The 16,253-nt window shown below is 44.6% G+C and carries 16 protein-coding genes and 1 pseudogene; 8 read left to right on the top strand and 9 right to left on the bottom strand.

Annotated elements, in window-relative coordinates; all coding sequences use genetic code 11:
- Positions 1 to 5: 5 nt before the first annotated feature.
- Both ACF8EG_RS23250 and ACF8EG_RS23255 read right to left on the bottom strand, forming a co-directional pair.
- A pseudogene (locus ACF8EG_RS23250) lies at positions 6 to 398 on the bottom strand (heme-binding protein).
- Between the two features lie 105 nt (positions 399 to 503).
- Complete coding sequence (locus tag ACF8EG_RS23255; RefSeq protein WP_065871400.1) at positions 504 to 1,199, bottom strand: IclR family transcriptional regulator; 696 nt, start codon at positions 1,197 to 1,199, stop codon at positions 504 to 506.
- Between the two features lie 242 nt (positions 1,200 to 1,441).
- Here ACF8EG_RS23255 and ACF8EG_RS23260 point away from each other — a divergent pair, with 242 nt between their 5' ends.
- The 4 genes from ACF8EG_RS23260 (at position 1,442) to ACF8EG_RS23275 (ending at position 5,708) form a co-directional block, all read left to right on the top strand.
- Entirely contained in the window at positions 1,442 to 2,539 is a 1,098-nt protein-coding gene (locus tag ACF8EG_RS23260) for an alkene reductase (protein ID WP_025789558.1), read from the top strand.
- A 9-nt stretch (positions 2,540 to 2,548) separates the two neighbouring features.
- Positions 2,549 to 3,637 carry an alkene reductase gene (locus tag ACF8EG_RS23265; protein WP_025789557.1) on the top strand — a complete coding sequence of 363 codons (1,089 nt, stop codon included), beginning with the start codon at positions 2,549 to 2,551 and terminating at the stop codon, positions 3,635 to 3,637.
- A gap of 66 nt (positions 3,638 to 3,703) precedes the next feature.
- Positions 3,704 to 4,645, top strand: coding sequence for a zinc-binding dehydrogenase (locus ACF8EG_RS23270; protein WP_025789556.1), 942 nt, complete (start codon positions 3,704 to 3,706; stop codon positions 4,643 to 4,645).
- 697 nt (positions 4,646 to 5,342) lie between these two features.
- Entirely contained in the window at positions 5,343 to 5,708 is a 366-nt protein-coding gene (locus tag ACF8EG_RS23275) for a helix-turn-helix domain-containing protein (protein WP_031501609.1), read from the top strand.
- A gap of 79 nt (positions 5,709 to 5,787) precedes the next feature.
- On the opposite strand, the gene ACF8EG_RS23280 is transcribed toward ACF8EG_RS23275, so the two are convergent.
- From ACF8EG_RS23280 to ACF8EG_RS23300, 5 genes are all read right to left on the bottom strand, one after another.
- Positions 5,788 to 6,327: a peroxiredoxin family protein gene (locus tag ACF8EG_RS23280; protein WP_025787771.1), complete on the bottom strand. Its 540-nt coding sequence runs from the start codon at positions 6,325 to 6,327 to the stop codon at positions 5,788 to 5,790.
- A gap of 240 nt (positions 6,328 to 6,567) precedes the next feature.
- On the bottom strand, positions 6,568 to 7,224 hold the full coding sequence (locus tag ACF8EG_RS23285) for a DsbA family oxidoreductase (protein WP_114868140.1): 657 nt from the start codon (positions 7,222 to 7,224) through the stop codon (positions 6,568 to 6,570).
- 76 nt (positions 7,225 to 7,300) lie between these two features.
- On the bottom strand, positions 7,301 to 7,867 hold the full coding sequence (locus ACF8EG_RS23290) for a carboxymuconolactone decarboxylase family protein (protein ID WP_025787768.1): 567 nt from the start codon (positions 7,865 to 7,867) through the stop codon (positions 7,301 to 7,303).
- 10 nt (positions 7,868 to 7,877) lie between these two features.
- Positions 7,878 to 8,462: an NAD(P)H-dependent oxidoreductase gene (locus tag ACF8EG_RS23295; protein WP_014234393.1), complete on the bottom strand. Its 585-nt coding sequence runs from the start codon at positions 8,460 to 8,462 to the stop codon at positions 7,878 to 7,880.
- Between the two features lie 522 nt (positions 8,463 to 8,984).
- Positions 8,985 to 9,950, bottom strand: coding sequence for a GlxA family transcriptional regulator (locus ACF8EG_RS23300; RefSeq protein ID WP_025787765.1), 966 nt, complete (start codon positions 9,948 to 9,950; stop codon positions 8,985 to 8,987).
- Between the two features lie 114 nt (positions 9,951 to 10,064).
- On the opposite strand from ACF8EG_RS23300, the gene ACF8EG_RS23305 reads away from it, so the two are divergent.
- The 4 genes from ACF8EG_RS23305 to ACF8EG_RS23320 all read left to right on the top strand — a co-directional run bounded on the left by ACF8EG_RS23305 (position 10,065) and on the right by ACF8EG_RS23320 (position 14,476).
- Entirely contained in the window at positions 10,065 to 10,856 is a 792-nt protein-coding gene (locus tag ACF8EG_RS23305; RefSeq protein ID WP_206925998.1) for an MBL fold metallo-hydrolase, read from the top strand.
- Positions 10,857 to 11,421: 565 nt separating this feature from the next.
- A complete protein-coding gene (locus tag ACF8EG_RS23310) occupies positions 11,422 to 12,735 on the top strand; it encodes a methyl-accepting chemotaxis protein (protein ID WP_005498481.1) in 1,314 nt (437 codons plus the stop codon).
- A 285-nt stretch (positions 12,736 to 13,020) separates the two neighbouring features.
- Positions 13,021 to 13,899 carry a DMT family transporter gene (locus ACF8EG_RS23315; protein WP_069505885.1) on the top strand — a complete coding sequence of 293 codons (879 nt, stop codon included), beginning with the start codon at positions 13,021 to 13,023 and terminating at the stop codon, positions 13,897 to 13,899.
- 25 nt (positions 13,900 to 13,924) lie between these two features.
- The gene (locus ACF8EG_RS23320; RefSeq protein WP_069505887.1) at positions 13,925 to 14,476 is read left to right on the top strand and encodes a DUF2301 domain-containing membrane protein; all 552 of its coding nucleotides are present in this window, start codon (positions 13,925 to 13,927) and stop codon (positions 14,474 to 14,476) included.
- A 35-nt stretch (positions 14,477 to 14,511) separates the two neighbouring features.
- On the opposite strand, the gene ACF8EG_RS23325 is transcribed toward ACF8EG_RS23320, so the two are convergent.
- Positions 14,512 to 15,414, bottom strand: a complete 903-nt coding sequence (locus ACF8EG_RS23325; RefSeq protein ID WP_025522150.1) for a hydroxymethylglutaryl-CoA lyase — start codon at positions 15,412 to 15,414, stop codon at positions 14,512 to 14,514.
- Entirely contained in the window at positions 15,411 to 16,247 is an 837-nt protein-coding gene (locus ACF8EG_RS23330; protein ID WP_069505889.1) for an enoyl-CoA hydratase-related protein, read from the bottom strand. The genes ACF8EG_RS23325 and ACF8EG_RS23330 overlap by 4 nt, the downstream gene beginning before the upstream one ends.
- Between the last annotated feature and the right edge of the window lie 6 nt (positions 16,248 to 16,253).

A 16,253-nucleotide genomic window follows, 5' to 3' on the forward strand; every position in this document is an offset into this window, starting at 1 on the left:
TCTCCTTATTGACGAGCTGCAAGTTGTGCAATGGCTTCATCGGCTTCAACGGTCGCTCCTGCAACCCCTATAGCGCCAATAACATTACCTTGTTCGTTACGGAGGATCACACCACCACCAAAGGAGATAAGTCCTCCATTCGTGGCTTCAAGTGTATAAATCGCACCTCCAGGTTGTGCGATCGCACCAAGTTTAGCACTATTGGTTTGGAAAAGCGCTGCTGTTCAGGCCTTTTTTATCGCCACATCAATCGCGCCGAGCAATGCATTATCCATGCGTTCAAAATGGACTAATAATCCAGCCTGATCAACAACACTGACACAGATGTTAAATTCTTGTTTTTTCGCTTGTTGTATGGCTATCGCAGTGATCTGTTTTGCTAAGTTGAGAGAAATCACAGGAGTCTCCTAATTATGATCGTGAATGACGCGTTCAGTTTAATTAGATAAATCCTAGGGGCATGGGAACCGTAGGAAAAGTAAATAAGATTCGATAATGTCGAATCACTTCAGAAATATTTGAGCAAAATGACGCAATTTTGCCTCAGTGAGTTCATCAGCAGCACCACTTAAACCCGCAGCAGCGACAAGATCACCATTCATATAAAGAGGAATAGCCAAACAGTGCAGCCCAGGCTCTGCTTGCTCTAGATCCAATGAAAATCCTTGTTGGGAAATCTGCTCAATTTCCCTTTCTAACCCTGACGTTAACGCACCTTGCATTCTTAGCATTCTTTTTAGTTGAGGGTTAAAAGAAACAAATATTTTACCAATGGCAGAGTCAATTAAACTTTCTCGGCGTCCTCTTGGGCTGCGTATCGTCAAGGGATTATCTTTTTCTATTGCGTCGATATAAAGGTACTCATCGGCCCCACTTTGGATTGCGAGATAAGCTGTGTTATTGGAAAGCAGCGCCATTTTCTTTAAAAGGGGGAAGAAGTGGCGACGAACAATTTCGTCTCGCTGTTCGAGTGGCTTAGATAGCTCTCTCAGCCTTGAACCGAGTTGATATGTTTGTTTGGTGTGTTCTACATACCCTAGTTTGACTAACGTTGCTAGCAGTCCATGTACGGTTGTTTTCGCTAATTTGACTGATTGGGTAATATCTTGCAGAGAAAGTGGCGATTCTGCTAAAGAGAGTGTTTCTAAAATCATGAAACCGCGCTCTAATGACTGAATGGTTTTACCCTTAGTATTCATATTCCTCCTTAACAAGAATCGTGATAAGTGAATGTGCCGATCACTCGGTTTAGACAAACATATTCTTCAATACTCCGTAGCACAAAACAATGTAACCATGCATAAAGGGGAGTTTGGTATAAAGTAATTTCTTCCTCCTTGAACAATTATTGCATTATTAACAAATATTATTTGTCTTTGTTGCTATCAATGTGCTGCGATGAGTTTGTTAGTATCCCTCTCAGGAAATAAGAGGGCTTATTATGTCTAAATCACTTTTTCAACCTATCCAATTGGGGAGATTGACTCTCAAAAACCGCATTGTCATGCCACCGATGACACGCTCCAGGGCAAGTCAACCAGGGGATGTCGCTAATGAAATGATGGCGACGTATTACGCTCAAAGAGCCAGTGCAGGTTTAATTGTCTCCGAAGGCACACAAATTTCACCGAATGCAAAAGGTTATGCGTGGACGCCAGGTATTTACACACCTGAGCAGATTGCAGGCTGGCGTAAAGTGACTCAAGCAGTGCATGCAGAACATGGCGCAATTTTCGCGCAGCTGTGGCATGTGGGCAGAGTCACTCACCCAGATAACATTGGTGGTGAGCAACCGATTTCTTCATCAGCGTTAAAAGCGGAAAACGTAAAAGTATTCATTGATAATGGCAGTGATGAACCTGGCTTTGTTGATGTCGTCCAGCCTAGAGCAATGACAAAAGCGGATATTCAACAAGTCATCGCAGATTATCGTCAAGCGGCATTGAATGCTGTTGAGGCAGGCTTTGATGGTATTGAACTTCATGCAGCGAATGGTTATTTGATCAACCAGTTCATAGACTCCGAAGCTAACAGCCGCAGTGATGAATACGGTGGTAGCCTGGAAAATCGTCTTCGTTTTCTTGATGAAGTTGTAGCAGCATTAGTTGAAGCGATTGGCGCTGACCGTGTTGGGGTGCGTCTGGCTCCTTTGACTACCTTAAATGGTACGGTAGATTCGAACCCTATCGAAACTTATACCGCTGCCGCTGCGGTACTAAATAAGCATGGTATCGTTTATCTGCATATCGCTGAAGTCGATTGGGATGACGCCCCTGATACGCCAGTTTCTTTCAAACGTGCCTTACGTGAGGCTTATCAAGGCATTTTGATTTACGCAGGTCGTTATAATGCGGAAAAAGCGAAACAAGCCATTGATGACGGACTGGCTGATATGATCGGCTTTGGTCGGCCTTTTGTAGCGAATCCTGACCTTCCTGAAAGACTACTTTACGGCTACCCGTTCGCAGAGCACGATCCTGACACCTTGTTTGGTGGTGGTGAAAAAGGGTTGATTGATTATCCAACGTATAAAGCTTAAGGGGGAAGTATGTTTAAGGTATTTAAAGGTCACGGACTTGAGACTAGAAACCGTATCGCTATGGCGCCGATGACTCGTTCACGAACGTCTCAACCTGGTGATGTACCAAACGAGATGATGGCAACCTACTACCGTCAGCGTGCTAGCGCAGGTTTGATTGTCACAGAAGGCGCGCCTGTCTCAGCCGTTGGTCGGGGCTACTCTATGACACCAGGCATTTACACAGAAGAACACATTGAAGGCTGGAAGAAAGTGACTCAGGCTGTTCATGAGGAAGGGGGTAAGATATTTATCCAACTCTGGCATGTTGGCCGTCGTAGTCATTCCGATATTTCAGGTTCACAACCCCTGGCACCATCAGCGATAAAAATTCCAGATCAGGTCTTTGGCCCATTACCTGAAGGCGGGTTTGGCATGGTGGAAACCCAGCAGCCAAAAGCAATGAGTGCAGATGAAATCCAAGCAACCATTACCGACTTTGTTCAAGCGGCAAGAAATGCTGTTGAAGCAGGGTTTGATGGTGTTGAAGTTCATGCAGCGCATGGTTACTTGTTTGATACCTTTTTACGCTTAGAAAGCAACCAAAGAAGTGATCAATATGGTGGCAGCAAAGAGAATCGTATGCGCTTTCTGGTTGATACGTTGCAAGCACTTACCGACGAAATTGGTGGGGAAAGAGTTGCGGTTCGTCTGTCTCCTCATATCGGAGAGGGTTTTGCTGGGGATGATGTTGAAATTGTTCCGCTAACGTTAGCATTGCTGGAAAAACTACAACCGATGAACCTTGCGTATGTGCATTTTTCAGAAAACATATCACGCTATGTAGAGGTGCCTGAAGAGTTTCGCCAGCAAGTACGCCGAATATACTCTAATCCAATCATGGTTGCAGGAAAGCTGACCAAGCAATCGGCACAACAGTTGCTAGATAAGCAGTATGCTGATTTCGTTGCCTTTGGTACGCCTTTTGTAACGAATCCTGATTTAGTCGCCCGATTTGCTCATGATTTACCATTGGCCGAGTTTGATGCCGATGCTAGGTTGACCTTGTATGGGGGCGGAGCAGAAGGCTACACCGATTATCCAACTTATCAAGCCTAACACACCAGGTACCAAAGACGATAACTCTTTGGTGCCTAACCTTTTCATTAAGCGAGTGGAAGTGATATGGAACCCTATCGAATTTGGCGATATCAAACTGAGACACACAGTCTTGTTTTAGGTAAGGCTAAAATACCTGCTTTAGATGACAGCGAAATCTTAGTACAAAACAAAGCGATTGGTATTAACCCTGTCGATTGGAAATTTATTAAAGCCAATCCTTTAAATTGGCCGAATGGCCATGTTCCAGGTGTTGATGGTACAGGCTTCGTCGTACAAGTCGGGTCTAAAGTTGATACAGGTCTAATTGGCCACCGAGTGGCGTACCATGGCTCATTAAAACACAATGGTAGTTTTGCTGAGTATACAGTTTTGAATGCTGAGCGAGTGATGACACTGCCTGAGAGCCTATCTTTTGAACTTGCTGCGTCACTGCCTTGTCCGATGCTGACTGCGTGGCAAGCATTTGAAAAAATTCCATTAACCCGACAAAGAGAAGTGCTTATCGTTGGTTTTGGCGCGGTGAATAATTTGTTATCCCAGATCCTTGTCAGAGCGGGTTATATCGTTGATGTTGTCTCAGCGAGTCTGAGCGAAGAGCGAGCCAAAAGCTTAGGTATTCGCCAAGTTTATCGGGATCAATCTCAAATCGACATGAAATACTTCGCCATTTTTGATGCGGTGAGTGGGGAAAATGCCGCCCATTTAGTGCCACTGTTAAGAGCGAATGGACATATTGTCTGCATTCAAGATCGTATTGCTAAACCCATTGATCCTCCATTTACGCGCACTATTTCTTACCACGAAATAGCCCTTGGAGCGTTACATAATTTTGGTGATAAAGATGATTGGCATACATTAATGCAAAATGGTGAAACGCTGCTTGAGCGTATTTCAAAAGGCAGTTTTGACGTTAGTTTACCTGTATCTTTTAAATTCGATCAGATGTCAGAGGCATTGAAACACAGTGAGTTCACAAAACTAAAAACAGTTATTACATTGAGTTAGATTCCGCTATCTATACTTTTGCTGGGAAGCGCATACACAATCGCTAAGCACGCGAATAGCGACACAGTCATTACCCACAATATCGACTTCTGCAATTCATTTTTCTAACTCCAAGTTAGCGAGCTACGTGCTCGCTTTTTTTGTACTCATATGTTGGACAGACCATCGCTGAACAGCACATGGCAGCTCACCCACTGATAGCTCTATTGATTTATGCAATTTTATTATCGCCCCAGAAGTGGCTTCAGAAAAACTAACAATAGAGCCTATTTATGGAGGCATTATTGTCAATTACATCAGCCCATGCCTGAACTAGGTTACTAAAAGTATACTAATTGCATTCAACCTTTAGGTAACTAACATATACTACGAAGAACCAGTGACGTAGCGTTCACTTATATATTCACTCTATTTACGGAGTCACTAATAATGAGTAACGCTCCTATCATCAATGCTTATGGGTTACCGTTATTCTCAGAAGGAAAGCTAAGTACGTCTTTGGTAGATAAAGCGATGATACTTTTATAACCCAAAGGTTACTTAGTTCTCGTAGTGAACATGCAAGATGGATGACTAAGGTGAATTTAATTTGATTGATCTCTAGTATTACTATGACGTGATACATAGGTCAAAGCACTGTGGTTTCATGTCATCGAGTGAAACTGCAGCTATCTAGTTTCTGGATTGGCGAGGCTGTATGAAAGCAAAAGTTGAAGTTGACGCCAAAGGGCGTAAAAGTGTTGTTGATGCCTGTAAGGAGCCTTGTGCGATAGAAAAAGGTATGCGGATCTTGGGGTCAAAATGGAAAGGCTCAATAATCTACCATCTGAAAGATGGCCCTGTGAGATTTAATGATCTTTCAAGAATGTTGGGCGGTGCAAGTAAGAAAATGGTAGACCAGCGCTTAAAAGAGCTAGAGAGTGAAAATATGGTGATACGCTGCGTACTCAATGAGAAGCCATTAGCCGTAAGTTACGAACTGACTGAGTTTGGCAAAAGTGCTCTAACGATTCTTGAAGAATTGAGAAAATGGTCTGAAAGCAATAATGTACAGCTTAAATAGTTGGAGTAACAATCTCTACTCGAACTGTGTGACACGGCAACCATACGTGGTTGCCCTGTTCATATTTTGGTCTTGAGACTCAGTAGTCTAGTGTCCCACGAATAGGGTAGTGGTTCTCTGGATTACGAATCCAAGCTAAACCACGTGTCAGCGCCCCTAACTCTGGTCTTACAAATGGGTTGTTTGATAGGTCAACCACATGCAAATTACCGTGTTCATTGACGACAAATAGTCCTGGCTCCGCAAAGTTATGGTCGGTTTCGGCTTCAGAGCGTGGTAGCGATATATAAAGCCCCAGAGTCTTCATTTGTTGCTCAGTAAGACCATAGGCAATTGGAAAACTGATATCTAGCTTTTCCAGGTGTTGCTCTAACTGTTGTTTCGAATCCCCAGAGACAGCTAGAATATCCACGCCTGCATCACTAAACGCCTGTTTATAAGTCTCTATTTCATTGAGATATTTGGTGCAAAGTGGGCAATGTTTACCACGATAGACAAACACCGCTTGCCATGTTGCATCGCCTTGAGGCTGGCCTAGCCTGACTTTGGTTCCATCCAGTGTTGTTGCCTCTAATGTAGGGAAAGTGTCACCCGCTTTGAGTTTTTGTGAGTATGCCATCTCAGCTCCTTGGATTTATCTCACGACTGAGTCGTAAAAAGTAAGACAGGATGAGGCGAGTTGCAATTAGTCTACTTTTAGTAACCTAGTTAAGAAACTCAGCACCTGATAAGTAACAACGGGGGAACGACCATTCCGCTGCTTTGAATTTGTTTTCGGTCTTGCTCTCACACTGCTCACCCAATGTCTCGTGAACAGCAGTGTGAGAACAAATACATTCTGAGAACAAAGGGAAATGACCTATTCTGCATCTGCTTTAGCTATCAGCTCAGCCAAGATCTGTTTATAATCTTCAACGGGATGCGCACCAGAAATGCCAGATTCACGGTTAAAAATCACCGTTGGTACGCTTGAGACGCCCATTGTCTGCCATTGCTTCTCAGTGGTACGTATCGTACTGCGTCGCTGCACATCATCTAACCAACGCATGCCTTCTTCAGCATCAAGACCTACAGAGATAAGTTCTTTTTTTAGAGCTTCACGGTCAGAGATGTCTTTCTGTTCACTGAAAAAAGCCGTAAACAAACGTATCTTTAGTTCAGTTTGCTTGCCAAAGCCTTTGGCGTAATCAAGTAGAATGTGTGCGTCAAACGTGTTCACCATCTTCATGTCATCAAAGTAGTTAAACTCGAAGCCATGTTCAGCACCGATGCCAGCGATGCGAATACGCGCATTGTTACTTTCTTCTACTGTGCTGCCATATTTGCGTGCAACGTGTTCACGAAGATTTTCACCTTCAGCAGGCATGTCAGGATTCAATTCAAACGGCTGCCACTCGATATCGATGCGATCTTCAATTCCAAGCTCGTTAATCGCAGCTTTTAAATGGTTATAGCCAATGATGCACCAAGGGCAGACGATATCACTAATGATGTCGATTTTAACTGTGTTGTTCATAATGGCTCCTTACGCAAAGCACTGTAATCATATGGTAACAGTGCTTTGACTGGTTTTTTATTACTACTTGTTTAGATTAACGCTCGCTAGGGTGCGTCCACGCAAACTTTTGGAATGGCGCATCTGGTTCAGTATGTGCCAATGCGTTGGTGAAGTTTGAGATAAGCTTTGCAGACAACCCCGTCAGAACTTCCAGTGCTTGGCGTTTGGTAAAGCCAGCGCCCAGAAATGCTTGCAGTCTCTGATCACCAATATGACCACGGTTATCAAGCAGAGCCTTGGTAAAATCATGCAGTGCTTGCAGCTTTGTATCAGGAATAGCTGTACCTTCACGCAATGCTTCAATCACTTCATCTGGCATTTTGCCCGCTTTCATCATCCAAGTATGACCAGGAACACAGTAATGACAGTTATTTTCAAAGTTTGCGGTCATAAAGACCACTTGCTGCTCTAGTGGGCTTAATGTCGTGTTCTTCATAAACAGATCAAAGGCAGTATTATATGCTTCGTAAGTGGCTGGTGCTTCAGCAAGAACGGCGTGCAGGTTTGGCAGCATACCGAAGCCCTTTTGCGACTGTTCTACCAGCGATTTAGACTCTTCAGGGGCCGTTTCTGCATTGTAGTAAGTAAATTCAGTGCTCATGACAATTTCCTTAGAAGTTGGCGTCTAGGTGGGCTTCAAAGCGAGCGAAGTCGTTCTCAATGTCGGCGTTTTTCATGACATCATAGCAAGCGAAAGTAGGCAATGCAGACATGCCAAAGAAGCGGAAGTTGGCATGCATGTGGAACATCAAGTCATCAACACTACGACCTTGGAATAGGTACTCGCTATCATCATTAAATGACTCTTCTGGTGCATTGAATGTGAAAGACAGCATGTATTTCGTATTTGTACGAGTGCCGCCAGTGCCGTAATTTTTCTTTGGTTCCTCTGGTGTCCGACCATCAAACGCACATAACGCGCCACCCATACCAGCGGTAAATACATCATCCATGTATTTCTTAAAAGACCAAGGGATCGTCATCCAGTTGACTGGTGACTGAAGAATGACGCGGTCTGCCCACTCAAAATGCGCCAGTTGTTCATCAACCACGATGTCATCTTGCATCGTCACCACGCGAACTTCGTGGCCCTTTGACTCTAACTGGGCGCGAGCTTTCTCGACCAAAGCCGCATTTAGCTTGCCTTCAGAAAATGGAGATGGTTCGTGTGCGTTTATGATTAGAACGTTAGTCATGATAATTAACCCTTCGATGATTTGACTGTTTTACGGAGCGACCAATGATGTCTCTCTCTTGCGGTTTATTATGGTTACCTACATTTCTAGTTCAATTAGTTAACTTTTGGTAACCACCATGAATATCAATCGAATTGCAATTAACTGATTGTTTAATATTACCTTTATTTTTTGCATTGAGGTGGATGAATGAGCGAATAGGGCTATCAAGGTATCATTGAAAATATTTGCCTGGTTAGCTACTAAGCTGAACGAATGGACGTGCGTATCAATAATGTAAAGGACGTAAATGATGGATTTCGCCACAAACGATTACGCTTTGTGTAGCTGTAGTAATATCTGAATTGCTAATGTTAAATTTTTCGAAACTCAACTCTGTCCGATGTTGAACTAATTTCTATGGCTAGTTCGGATCTAAAAAGAGCTACGCCTAGAATTGTAGCTTCGTTCAACTTACAAGGTTTGAGCCCAAAAAGTAATAGATACTAAGATCTAATCCCATCGCCCTCAATGAAATTAAGACTATTGTTTGAATGTAGTGCGCCACTGAATCGGCGATACATGAAAAGCTGATTTAAAGTGCTTTCTGAATACACTGTCAGAACCAAAACCCGCTTGCTCTGCAACTTGAGGAACAGATAACTTAGTGGTTTCTAGTAAGCGTTGGCTGAGCACCAAGCGTTGATTTTGCAACCATTCACCAAATGTACAGCCATAGGTAGATTTAAACTGGCGTGTGAAGGTTCGTTTGCTCATCGCACAGCGCTCAGCGACTGCATCTAGTGAGTGAGGCAGATGGAGGTTTTGTTCGACATGCTCAATCACAAGGCTGATGCTTGTTTCTGTGAGGGGCTTTACGTTAATCGGTGCAGGTATGTACTGTTGCTGTCCACCAGTTCGAAATGGCGCTGTCACCATCTTACGTGCGAGATCATTCGCAAGTTCACTGCCACACAAGCGGCGCACTATGTGCAGACAGCAATCCAGCGAAGCGGCTACCCCTGCAGAGGTAATGATAGTCTCATGTTCAATAAATAGAGGGTTGGGATCAAAATTCACCTTAGGAAATTGCTGCTGAAATTGTTCAGAAAATGCCCAATGGCTTGTGGCACGTTTTCCATCAAGAACGCCAGTACATGCAAGTACATAAGACCCGAGGCAGAGTCCTACGAGTAGCTTACCTTTACCATGATGCTCTATTAGCGCCGCTAGAAGTTGTTCACTTGGCTTTGGCAGATCATTTGGCCAGCTTGGAACAATCACAATATCCGCCTCTTTAATAGCGCTCAAATCTCTATCGATCACCACACCAAATCCTGAGCTTGTTTCGAATTGCGAGCTGCTTTCGCTACAGATTTTCAAGTCAAACCGAGCGGGCTGACCGAAAAAGATATCTTGAAACACCAGGCAGGGTACGGAGAGATGAAAAGCACTGATCCCTTCAAAGGCAATCAAAGTAATTTTAATTAACTCGCTTGATTTGTTCATAGGTGTCTCGATTTGCGCGAACATTGACTTTCAAGACAGTATCACAACGAGTCGGTAAGTCGCATACTAAATCGTATAGAGAACATGACTCATGAGTGAATTTAGAGAGGCATTATGAAGATCCATCACCTACGAAGCGCAACTTTTATCATTGAATCTGGCGAAAAATTTATCCTGATTGATCCTATGTTGGGAAAAAAAGGCTCTATGCCTCCATTTTCAGTCATTAAGGCCAAAGCGACGAAAAATCCAACCGTTGAGATGCCAAGCAATGCCGATGAGTTGCTAAACAAGGTTACTCATACCCTAATTACTCATAGCCAAACATTTGGTATCAAAGCGTTGCAACACGGTGATCACCTAGATCCCGCTGGTGAGGCGTTTTTGACAGAGCGTAACATCCCAGTGGCTACACCAGCCAAAGATAAAGCCTACCTAAAAAAATACGGCTTAACGGTAAAATGGGGAATTGAAGATTGGCAAACTATCGACTTTTTAGGCGGAAAACTCACTGCGGTTCCTGCTTTACACGGTCATGGTTGGATTCATAAGGTAATGGCAAATGGCGTCGGGTTTTTCTTAGAGCTTCCCAATGAACCCTCTATCTATATCAGCGGTGATACGGTTCTGACCGATGATGTAAGACGAGCGTTGAATGAGTTAAAACCCGACATCACAGTGGTGGCAGCAGGCCGTGCTCGTATGGATGTTGGTCAACCGTTGTTGATGTCTATTGATGAGGTCATGGAGTTTGTTCGCCTTTCCCCTAATAAGGTGATTGCGAACCATATGGAGGCACTAAACCACTGTGCAGTGACTCGACCAATTCTTAAAGAAGCAATTGGTAAAAACGGTTTGTCAGATAAAGTCCTTATTCCTGCTGATGGTGAGACGTTGGAGTTTTAGATACCTCAGCACTGTGATGAGATTTCAACGTCATGCTCTGATATTTACCTTCTAACCAAGCCTTATTCTGGCTAGTGATGTCGTATAAAGGTTTATTTGTAGTGGATGAGAAAATTTGGCCACTCAGATAGAGGATGCTAGTCATCTTTGTGATCATTGATTAAATACACACTATTCAATTTGCTAACTCACTGATGCCCAAGTCCTCTGCTAGCAGATGCAATACTAATGGTAATCCAACCAACGAAGAGTGGGTAATCGCTCAACAGTCGGTGGAACTGCTGTAAAACGGCAAAAATTTTGGGAACTAAGTCAAAGCTCTTTCCGTAAGGAAAGAGCTTTTTTTGATCTATCACTTCACTTTCCTCATATAAGCGTCTTGGCCGAATCTAATTGTGATTTTGTCGTTCACATTGATTAACAAATGCCCTCTAGTGACATTAATGTAATTAATTGTGAGCCAAGTCTAAATTCCAGTATACTGCTACCTGAGTAATATCGAGCTGTATAGATATAAATAATAAACCTTTGATTAATCAATAGATTGGTCGAGTAAGGGAAAGTAATGTTTTTTAATAAGTCGCTTCAACAAGAAAACCAACGATTAAAACAAGAGCTCTACAGCCTACAACAGATCCAGCAAAGCCTAGACGAAGAAATGTTAAGGCTGACGTTGGATGCGAAAGGCAACGTCACATCGGCAAACCAAAAGTTTTTGCAGCAACTTTCACTGTCAGATAAGGACATCTTGGCGAAGCATATTTCTGATCTTGTACCATCAAACGTTAGAAATACTGACCACTTTTACCGCATGAAACAGTCGGTTCAAGCAAAAGCATTCTGGAATGGCGCGTTTCAAATCACCAAGGGGGATGGAGAAGAAGCGTGGTTAAGAGTGGTTATTCAGCCTGTGCGAAACACAAGTGACCAGGTTGAGAGCTTTTTTGTGTTTGCCTCTGAACTGACTCGAACGATCACGACATCGCGCGAGTACGAAGACATGCTGAATGCGCTGAGCCGCTCGATGGCAGTCATTGAATTTACGTTAGACGGTACAGTGCTTAAAGCAAATGATAACTTCCTCAGCACGATGGGTTACAAGCATGAACAAATCGTGGGTAAGCATCACCGAATTTTCTGTTTGCCTGAAGAGGCAAACTCTTCGGCGTATCACGATTTTTGGAAAAGGTTGGCAAGTGGGCAGTTTGTTACCGACCGATTCAAACGCGTAGACCAATATGGCTCAGTCGTGTGGTTGGAAGCTTCTTACAACCCGATCCATAACGACAGAGGCGAGCTGTACAAAGTGGTCAAGTTTGCGACCAACATTACTCAGCAAGTGCTTCAAGAGCAATCCATGGCACAAGCGGCGCAGTTGGCGAATGAAGTATCTCAGGAAACGGGCACTCAAACCGTCCAAGGCCGTCAAGTAATCGGTTCTACCCTTGAGAAAATGCAGACCCTTTCAGAGCAAATGCAGCAAGCCAATGCCGCCATTGAAGATTTGAAAGCTCACTCATCGAAAATCAGTGAACTGGTGAATAGCATTAGCGGAATTGCTGACCAAACGAACTTGTTGGCACTCAACGCGGCAATAGAAGCCGCTCGCGCCGGTGATCATGGACGCGGTTTCGCGGTGGTTGCCGATGAAGTACGCCAGCTTGCCATGCGCACTAATACCACGACAGATGAGATTGTCTCGATGGTGACGGAAAATCTAGAGCGCACCAATAATGCTGTTGCACTGATTTCTCAGTGTCAAAAAGAGGCGCTTGATACGTTAGAGCTGTCTGAAAAGGCGGGCAATGTTATGAACGATATCCAAGACGGAGCAAGCCGAGTAGTTGAAGCTGTCGCACAGTTCAACCGCACCTTGTAATTAATCGCTTCAAAAACTTCTGCTTCAAAGAGCCCATTCTCGGTTCTAGTTTCCCTTCCTCGCTTCGCGAATACCGTTTATAGCGAGGAAGGCAACACGCTGTTATTTCTCGATGAAATCTCACCTGCAATGTATAATGCCGACGTTTCGCAAACGTTAACATCTTCCATTCTTATTACACACCTCGTCAGCATTTGCGATACGAATATAAATAACTTTCGTAGATTAAAATCGATATAAATATCCCCACTGATGACGATTCATCAGGCCTTTTTGTGAGTAATTATGTTTAACTCAGAACGCAAAGCGACCGTGATTCTGGTGGCCACTACGATGATAGCGGCACTGGGCTGGATTTTTTCCAAAGAAACCATCCAAGGGCTGCCTCCCTTTGGTTTTATTGGCTTGCGATTTACCATCGCCTCTCTCTGTTTACTGCCATTGTGTTACCGACCACTAAAAGCGGCACGGTTAAAAGACGTGTTAGCAGCTAGCGGCGTAGGTTTGCTGCTTGGCGGCGCTGTGATGACGTGGATTTACGCCATTTCAATCAGCGATACGCTAGGCGAGGGCGCATTTATTATGAGCCTCTCGATGCTGTTCGTGCCAATCGTGGCTTGGGTAATGTTTCAACAACGCCCTCAGCGCATCTTTTGGATCTCGTTACCTATTGCGGTGATTGGTTTAGCGTGCCTTTCATTGGCTGGAGGTTGGAAGCAGTCTGCGAGTCAACTCTGGTTTCTTGGAGCGGCGCTTATCTTGGCGCTACACTTTAATGTAAACAGCAAATATTCGCAGAAGTTGCCCGTATTACTACTGACTTGTGTTCAGCTGTTTTCGGCAGGCTGTCTAGGTCTGTTGGTGTCGTTCTTGATGGAATCACGACCAGAGCAGGTGGATTCATCCATTTGGTGGTGGTTTGCGCTCAGTACGTTGCTTGCGACGAGTTTGCGTTACGTTATGCAGACGATGGGGCAAAAGTTTGTCCAAGCAGGGAATGCGGCACTGATTATGATCTTAGAGCCGGTTTGGACGGTTGTTCTCAGCATTCTTTGGTATGGCGAAGTTCTGACGGCCAATAAACTTGTTGGTTGTTTGCTGATTCTCTTTTCTTTGGTGATTTACCGCACTGGCGGCAGATTCCGCTTCCTGAAGCGAGCGTAAATACACGCTCTAAAGATGAACGACGATGGCAAATACTGAACATCAAGAAACATTAGATTTTTTAGATAAGCTGAGCGTTTGCTTGTATCGCGCTGGCATCAGTGTGTTTGCCATCGCGCTTTTGGGGTTGGCTGCGTTGGAAAGTCAATGGCTCGATGGGATGGATGGCAGGTATAGAGCAGTATTTGCGGTATTCACCATTGCTGGTGCAATGTCTGCGAGTAATATTCACGTTTACAGTAAGTCAGTTCGCACTATCATCAGTTGGTCTGGTTGGATAGGAGCGATCTTGATGGTCTGCGACCCAGAGTTAAATCGAGTGTGGCTCGCATTAGGCTTTATCTTTGTCACCTTTTCTGGGATTGCGTTGAAAGAGTCGTTCTGTTTCAAAGTTCTTGGTTTGAAATTGGTACCTACGCTGTTGGTTGTGACGGCATTTGCGTTGTGGTTCGAACAGTCAACCATTGTTGCAATCTCTGCGCTTCTTGCGGGTTTGATCATGACCTACTTATCTATAGCAAAATGGCGCATGCCACTGCACTTTGATATCGGCATCAAAGCGAATTATGAAGTCTAACGGGCGGGTTAGTTGAGCCCGTCACGCAAAGTGCGTTATTCCATTCTATGACGTAATGCCTGTGAAACTTTCGATGTTGGTTGGCGTTGCAGTTCATCGCTTATCATCCATCCTGCTTTGGCTAACAGCTCCAAATCCACGCCAGTTTCAATGCTCAAGCCTTGGCATAAATACAACACGTCTTCTGTAGCGACATTGCCGGATGCACCATGTGCGTACGGACACCCTCCCAATCCTGCGACACTGCTGTCTACCGTGTTGATGCCCATGCATAAGGCTTGGTAGATATTTGCCAGTGCTTGTCCCCATGTATCATGAAAGTGTACGGCTAAACGTTGGCTTGGAATGCGCGCTAACACCGATTCAAGCATTTCTTTTACACGATTAGGCGTACCGGTTCCGATCGTGTCGCCCAAGGACACCTCGTAGCATCCCAACTCGATCAACGCTTGCGATATGTTGGCCACTTGTGTTGGAGATGTCGCCCCATCGTAAGGGCAATCGACGACGCACGACAGATAGCCACGAACTGGAACATGGTATTTATCGGCCTGAACCATTAATGGCTCGAAGCGTTTCAAGCTCTCTGTAATTGAACAGTTGATGTTATGCTGGCAAAAACCTTCAGAAGCCGCAGTGAAAATGGCGACCTGATTGGCGCCAGCATCTAAGGCTTGCTCTAAACCTTGGAGGTTGGGGGTGAGTGCCGAGTAAGTCACCGAGGCTCTTCGCGTGATATTTTGCATGACTTCTTTGGAATCTGCCATTTGCGGAACCCATTTGGGTGAGACAAATGAGCCGGCTTCGATGTGACTCAAACCCGTGTCAGAAAGCAAATCAATCAGCCGGATTTTAGTGCGAGCCGAAACTGGAGATTCATTTTGAAGTCCATCTCTAGGGCCAACTTCAACAATGTTTACGTTAGTAGGCAGTGTCATTCTTCCTCCGCATCAGGTTGATGGACCCAGCTCGGAGGCCGTTTTTCTAAGAAAGCTTTTAACCCGTCTTGCCCTTGCGGCGATACACGGATATCGGCGATCAATTGGCTGGTGTAGCGGATAAGCTGAGAATCAATGGGATTTTGGTGGCATTGTTCGCAGAGTGCTTTCGCTTTTCTCATCGCATCTGGGCTATTAAGTAGCAAAGAAGCGACGACTTCGCTTACGCATGATTCAAGCTCGTCATCTTCTTTCACTTCATGCACGATGCCAAACTGTTGCGCTTTAACCGCAGGGATGACTTCACCACTCAGAATGTAACGACGTGCTTGTCGATTGCCCATCGCACGCATCACGTATGGTGCAATGGTGGCGGGCACCAATCCCAGTTTGACTTCACTCAAGCAAAACTCAGCGGAGTGGCTGGCGATAGCGATATCGCTGCAGCAAATTAGCCCCAATGCGCCACCAAAGGCTGAGCCTTGTACGACAGCGATGGTGGGTTGAGGGAACGCATCCAACGTTTCCATTAAGCGAGCGAGGCTTTGTGCATCGACTAGGTTTTCTTTTCGGGTACTATTTGCCATCGATTGCATCCAAGCTAAATCCGCACCAGAGGAAAAGTGTTTGCCATTACTGCGCAGCACTAAGCAACGCACATCGGTTCTTAGTGCAAGATAATCTAAGCGATGGATGATCAAATCAATCATGCAGGCATCGTGTTTCTTTGTCCGATTCAGCGTCAGCGTTGCAACACCGAATTCGTCAACCTGCCAAAGCACATCATTGTGTCGTTGAGCGTTTGGAACAATGCTTGGTTGTCTTTCCTGCATAATGAT

The organism is Vibrio sp. YQ_11 (assembly GCF_043103065.1).
In the GTDB taxonomy this organism is placed as follows: Bacteria; Pseudomonadota; Gammaproteobacteria; order Enterobacterales; family Vibrionaceae; genus Vibrio; species Vibrio parahaemolyticus.

Coding starts and splice junctions, on each gene's coding strand:
- ACF8EG_RS23315 (WP_069505885.1), top strand. CDS start 13,021: ATGTTTAACTCAGAACGCAAAGCGACCGTGATTCTGGTGGCCACTACG.
- ACF8EG_RS23265 (WP_025789557.1), top strand. CDS start 2,549: ATGTTTAAGGTATTTAAAGGTCACGGACTTGAGACTAGAAACCGTATC.
- ACF8EG_RS23320 (WP_069505887.1), top strand. CDS start 13,925: ATGGCAAATACTGAACATCAAGAAACATTAGATTTTTTAGATAAGCTG.
- ACF8EG_RS23300 (WP_025787765.1), bottom strand. CDS start 9,950: ATGAACAAATCAAGCGAGTTAATTAAAATTACTTTGATTGCCTTTGAA.
- ACF8EG_RS23255 (WP_065871400.1), bottom strand. CDS start 1,199: ATGAATACTAAGGGTAAAACCATTCAGTCATTAGAGCGCGGTTTCATG.
- ACF8EG_RS23305 (WP_206925998.1), top strand. CDS start 10,065: ATGAAGATCCATCACCTACGAAGCGCAACTTTTATCATTGAATCTGGC.
- ACF8EG_RS23280 (WP_025787771.1), bottom strand. CDS start 6,327: ATGGCATACTCACAAAAACTCAAAGCGGGTGACACTTTCCCTACATTA.
- ACF8EG_RS23295 (WP_014234393.1), bottom strand. CDS start 8,462: ATGACTAACGTTCTAATCATAAACGCACACGAACCATCTCCATTTTCT.
- ACF8EG_RS23285 (WP_114868140.1), bottom strand. CDS start 7,224: ATGAACAACACAGTTAAAATCGACATCATTAGTGATATCGTCTGCCCT.
- ACF8EG_RS23330 (WP_069505889.1), bottom strand. CDS start 16,247: ATGCAGGAAAGACAACCAAGCATTGTTCCAAACGCTCAACGACACAAT.
- ACF8EG_RS23270 (WP_025789556.1), top strand. CDS start 3,704: ATGGAACCCTATCGAATTTGGCGATATCAAACTGAGACACACAGTCTT.
- ACF8EG_RS23275 (WP_031501609.1), top strand. CDS start 5,343: ATGAAAGCAAAAGTTGAAGTTGACGCCAAAGGGCGTAAAAGTGTTGTT.
- ACF8EG_RS23325 (WP_025522150.1), bottom strand. CDS start 15,414: ATGACACTGCCTACTAACGTAAACATTGTTGAAGTTGGCCCTAGAGAT.
- ACF8EG_RS23310 (WP_005498481.1), top strand. CDS start 11,422: ATGTTTTTTAATAAGTCGCTTCAACAAGAAAACCAACGATTAAAACAA.
- ACF8EG_RS23260 (WP_025789558.1), top strand. CDS start 1,442: ATGTCTAAATCACTTTTTCAACCTATCCAATTGGGGAGATTGACTCTC.
- ACF8EG_RS23290 (WP_025787768.1), bottom strand. CDS start 7,867: ATGAGCACTGAATTTACTTACTACAATGCAGAAACGGCCCCTGAAGAG.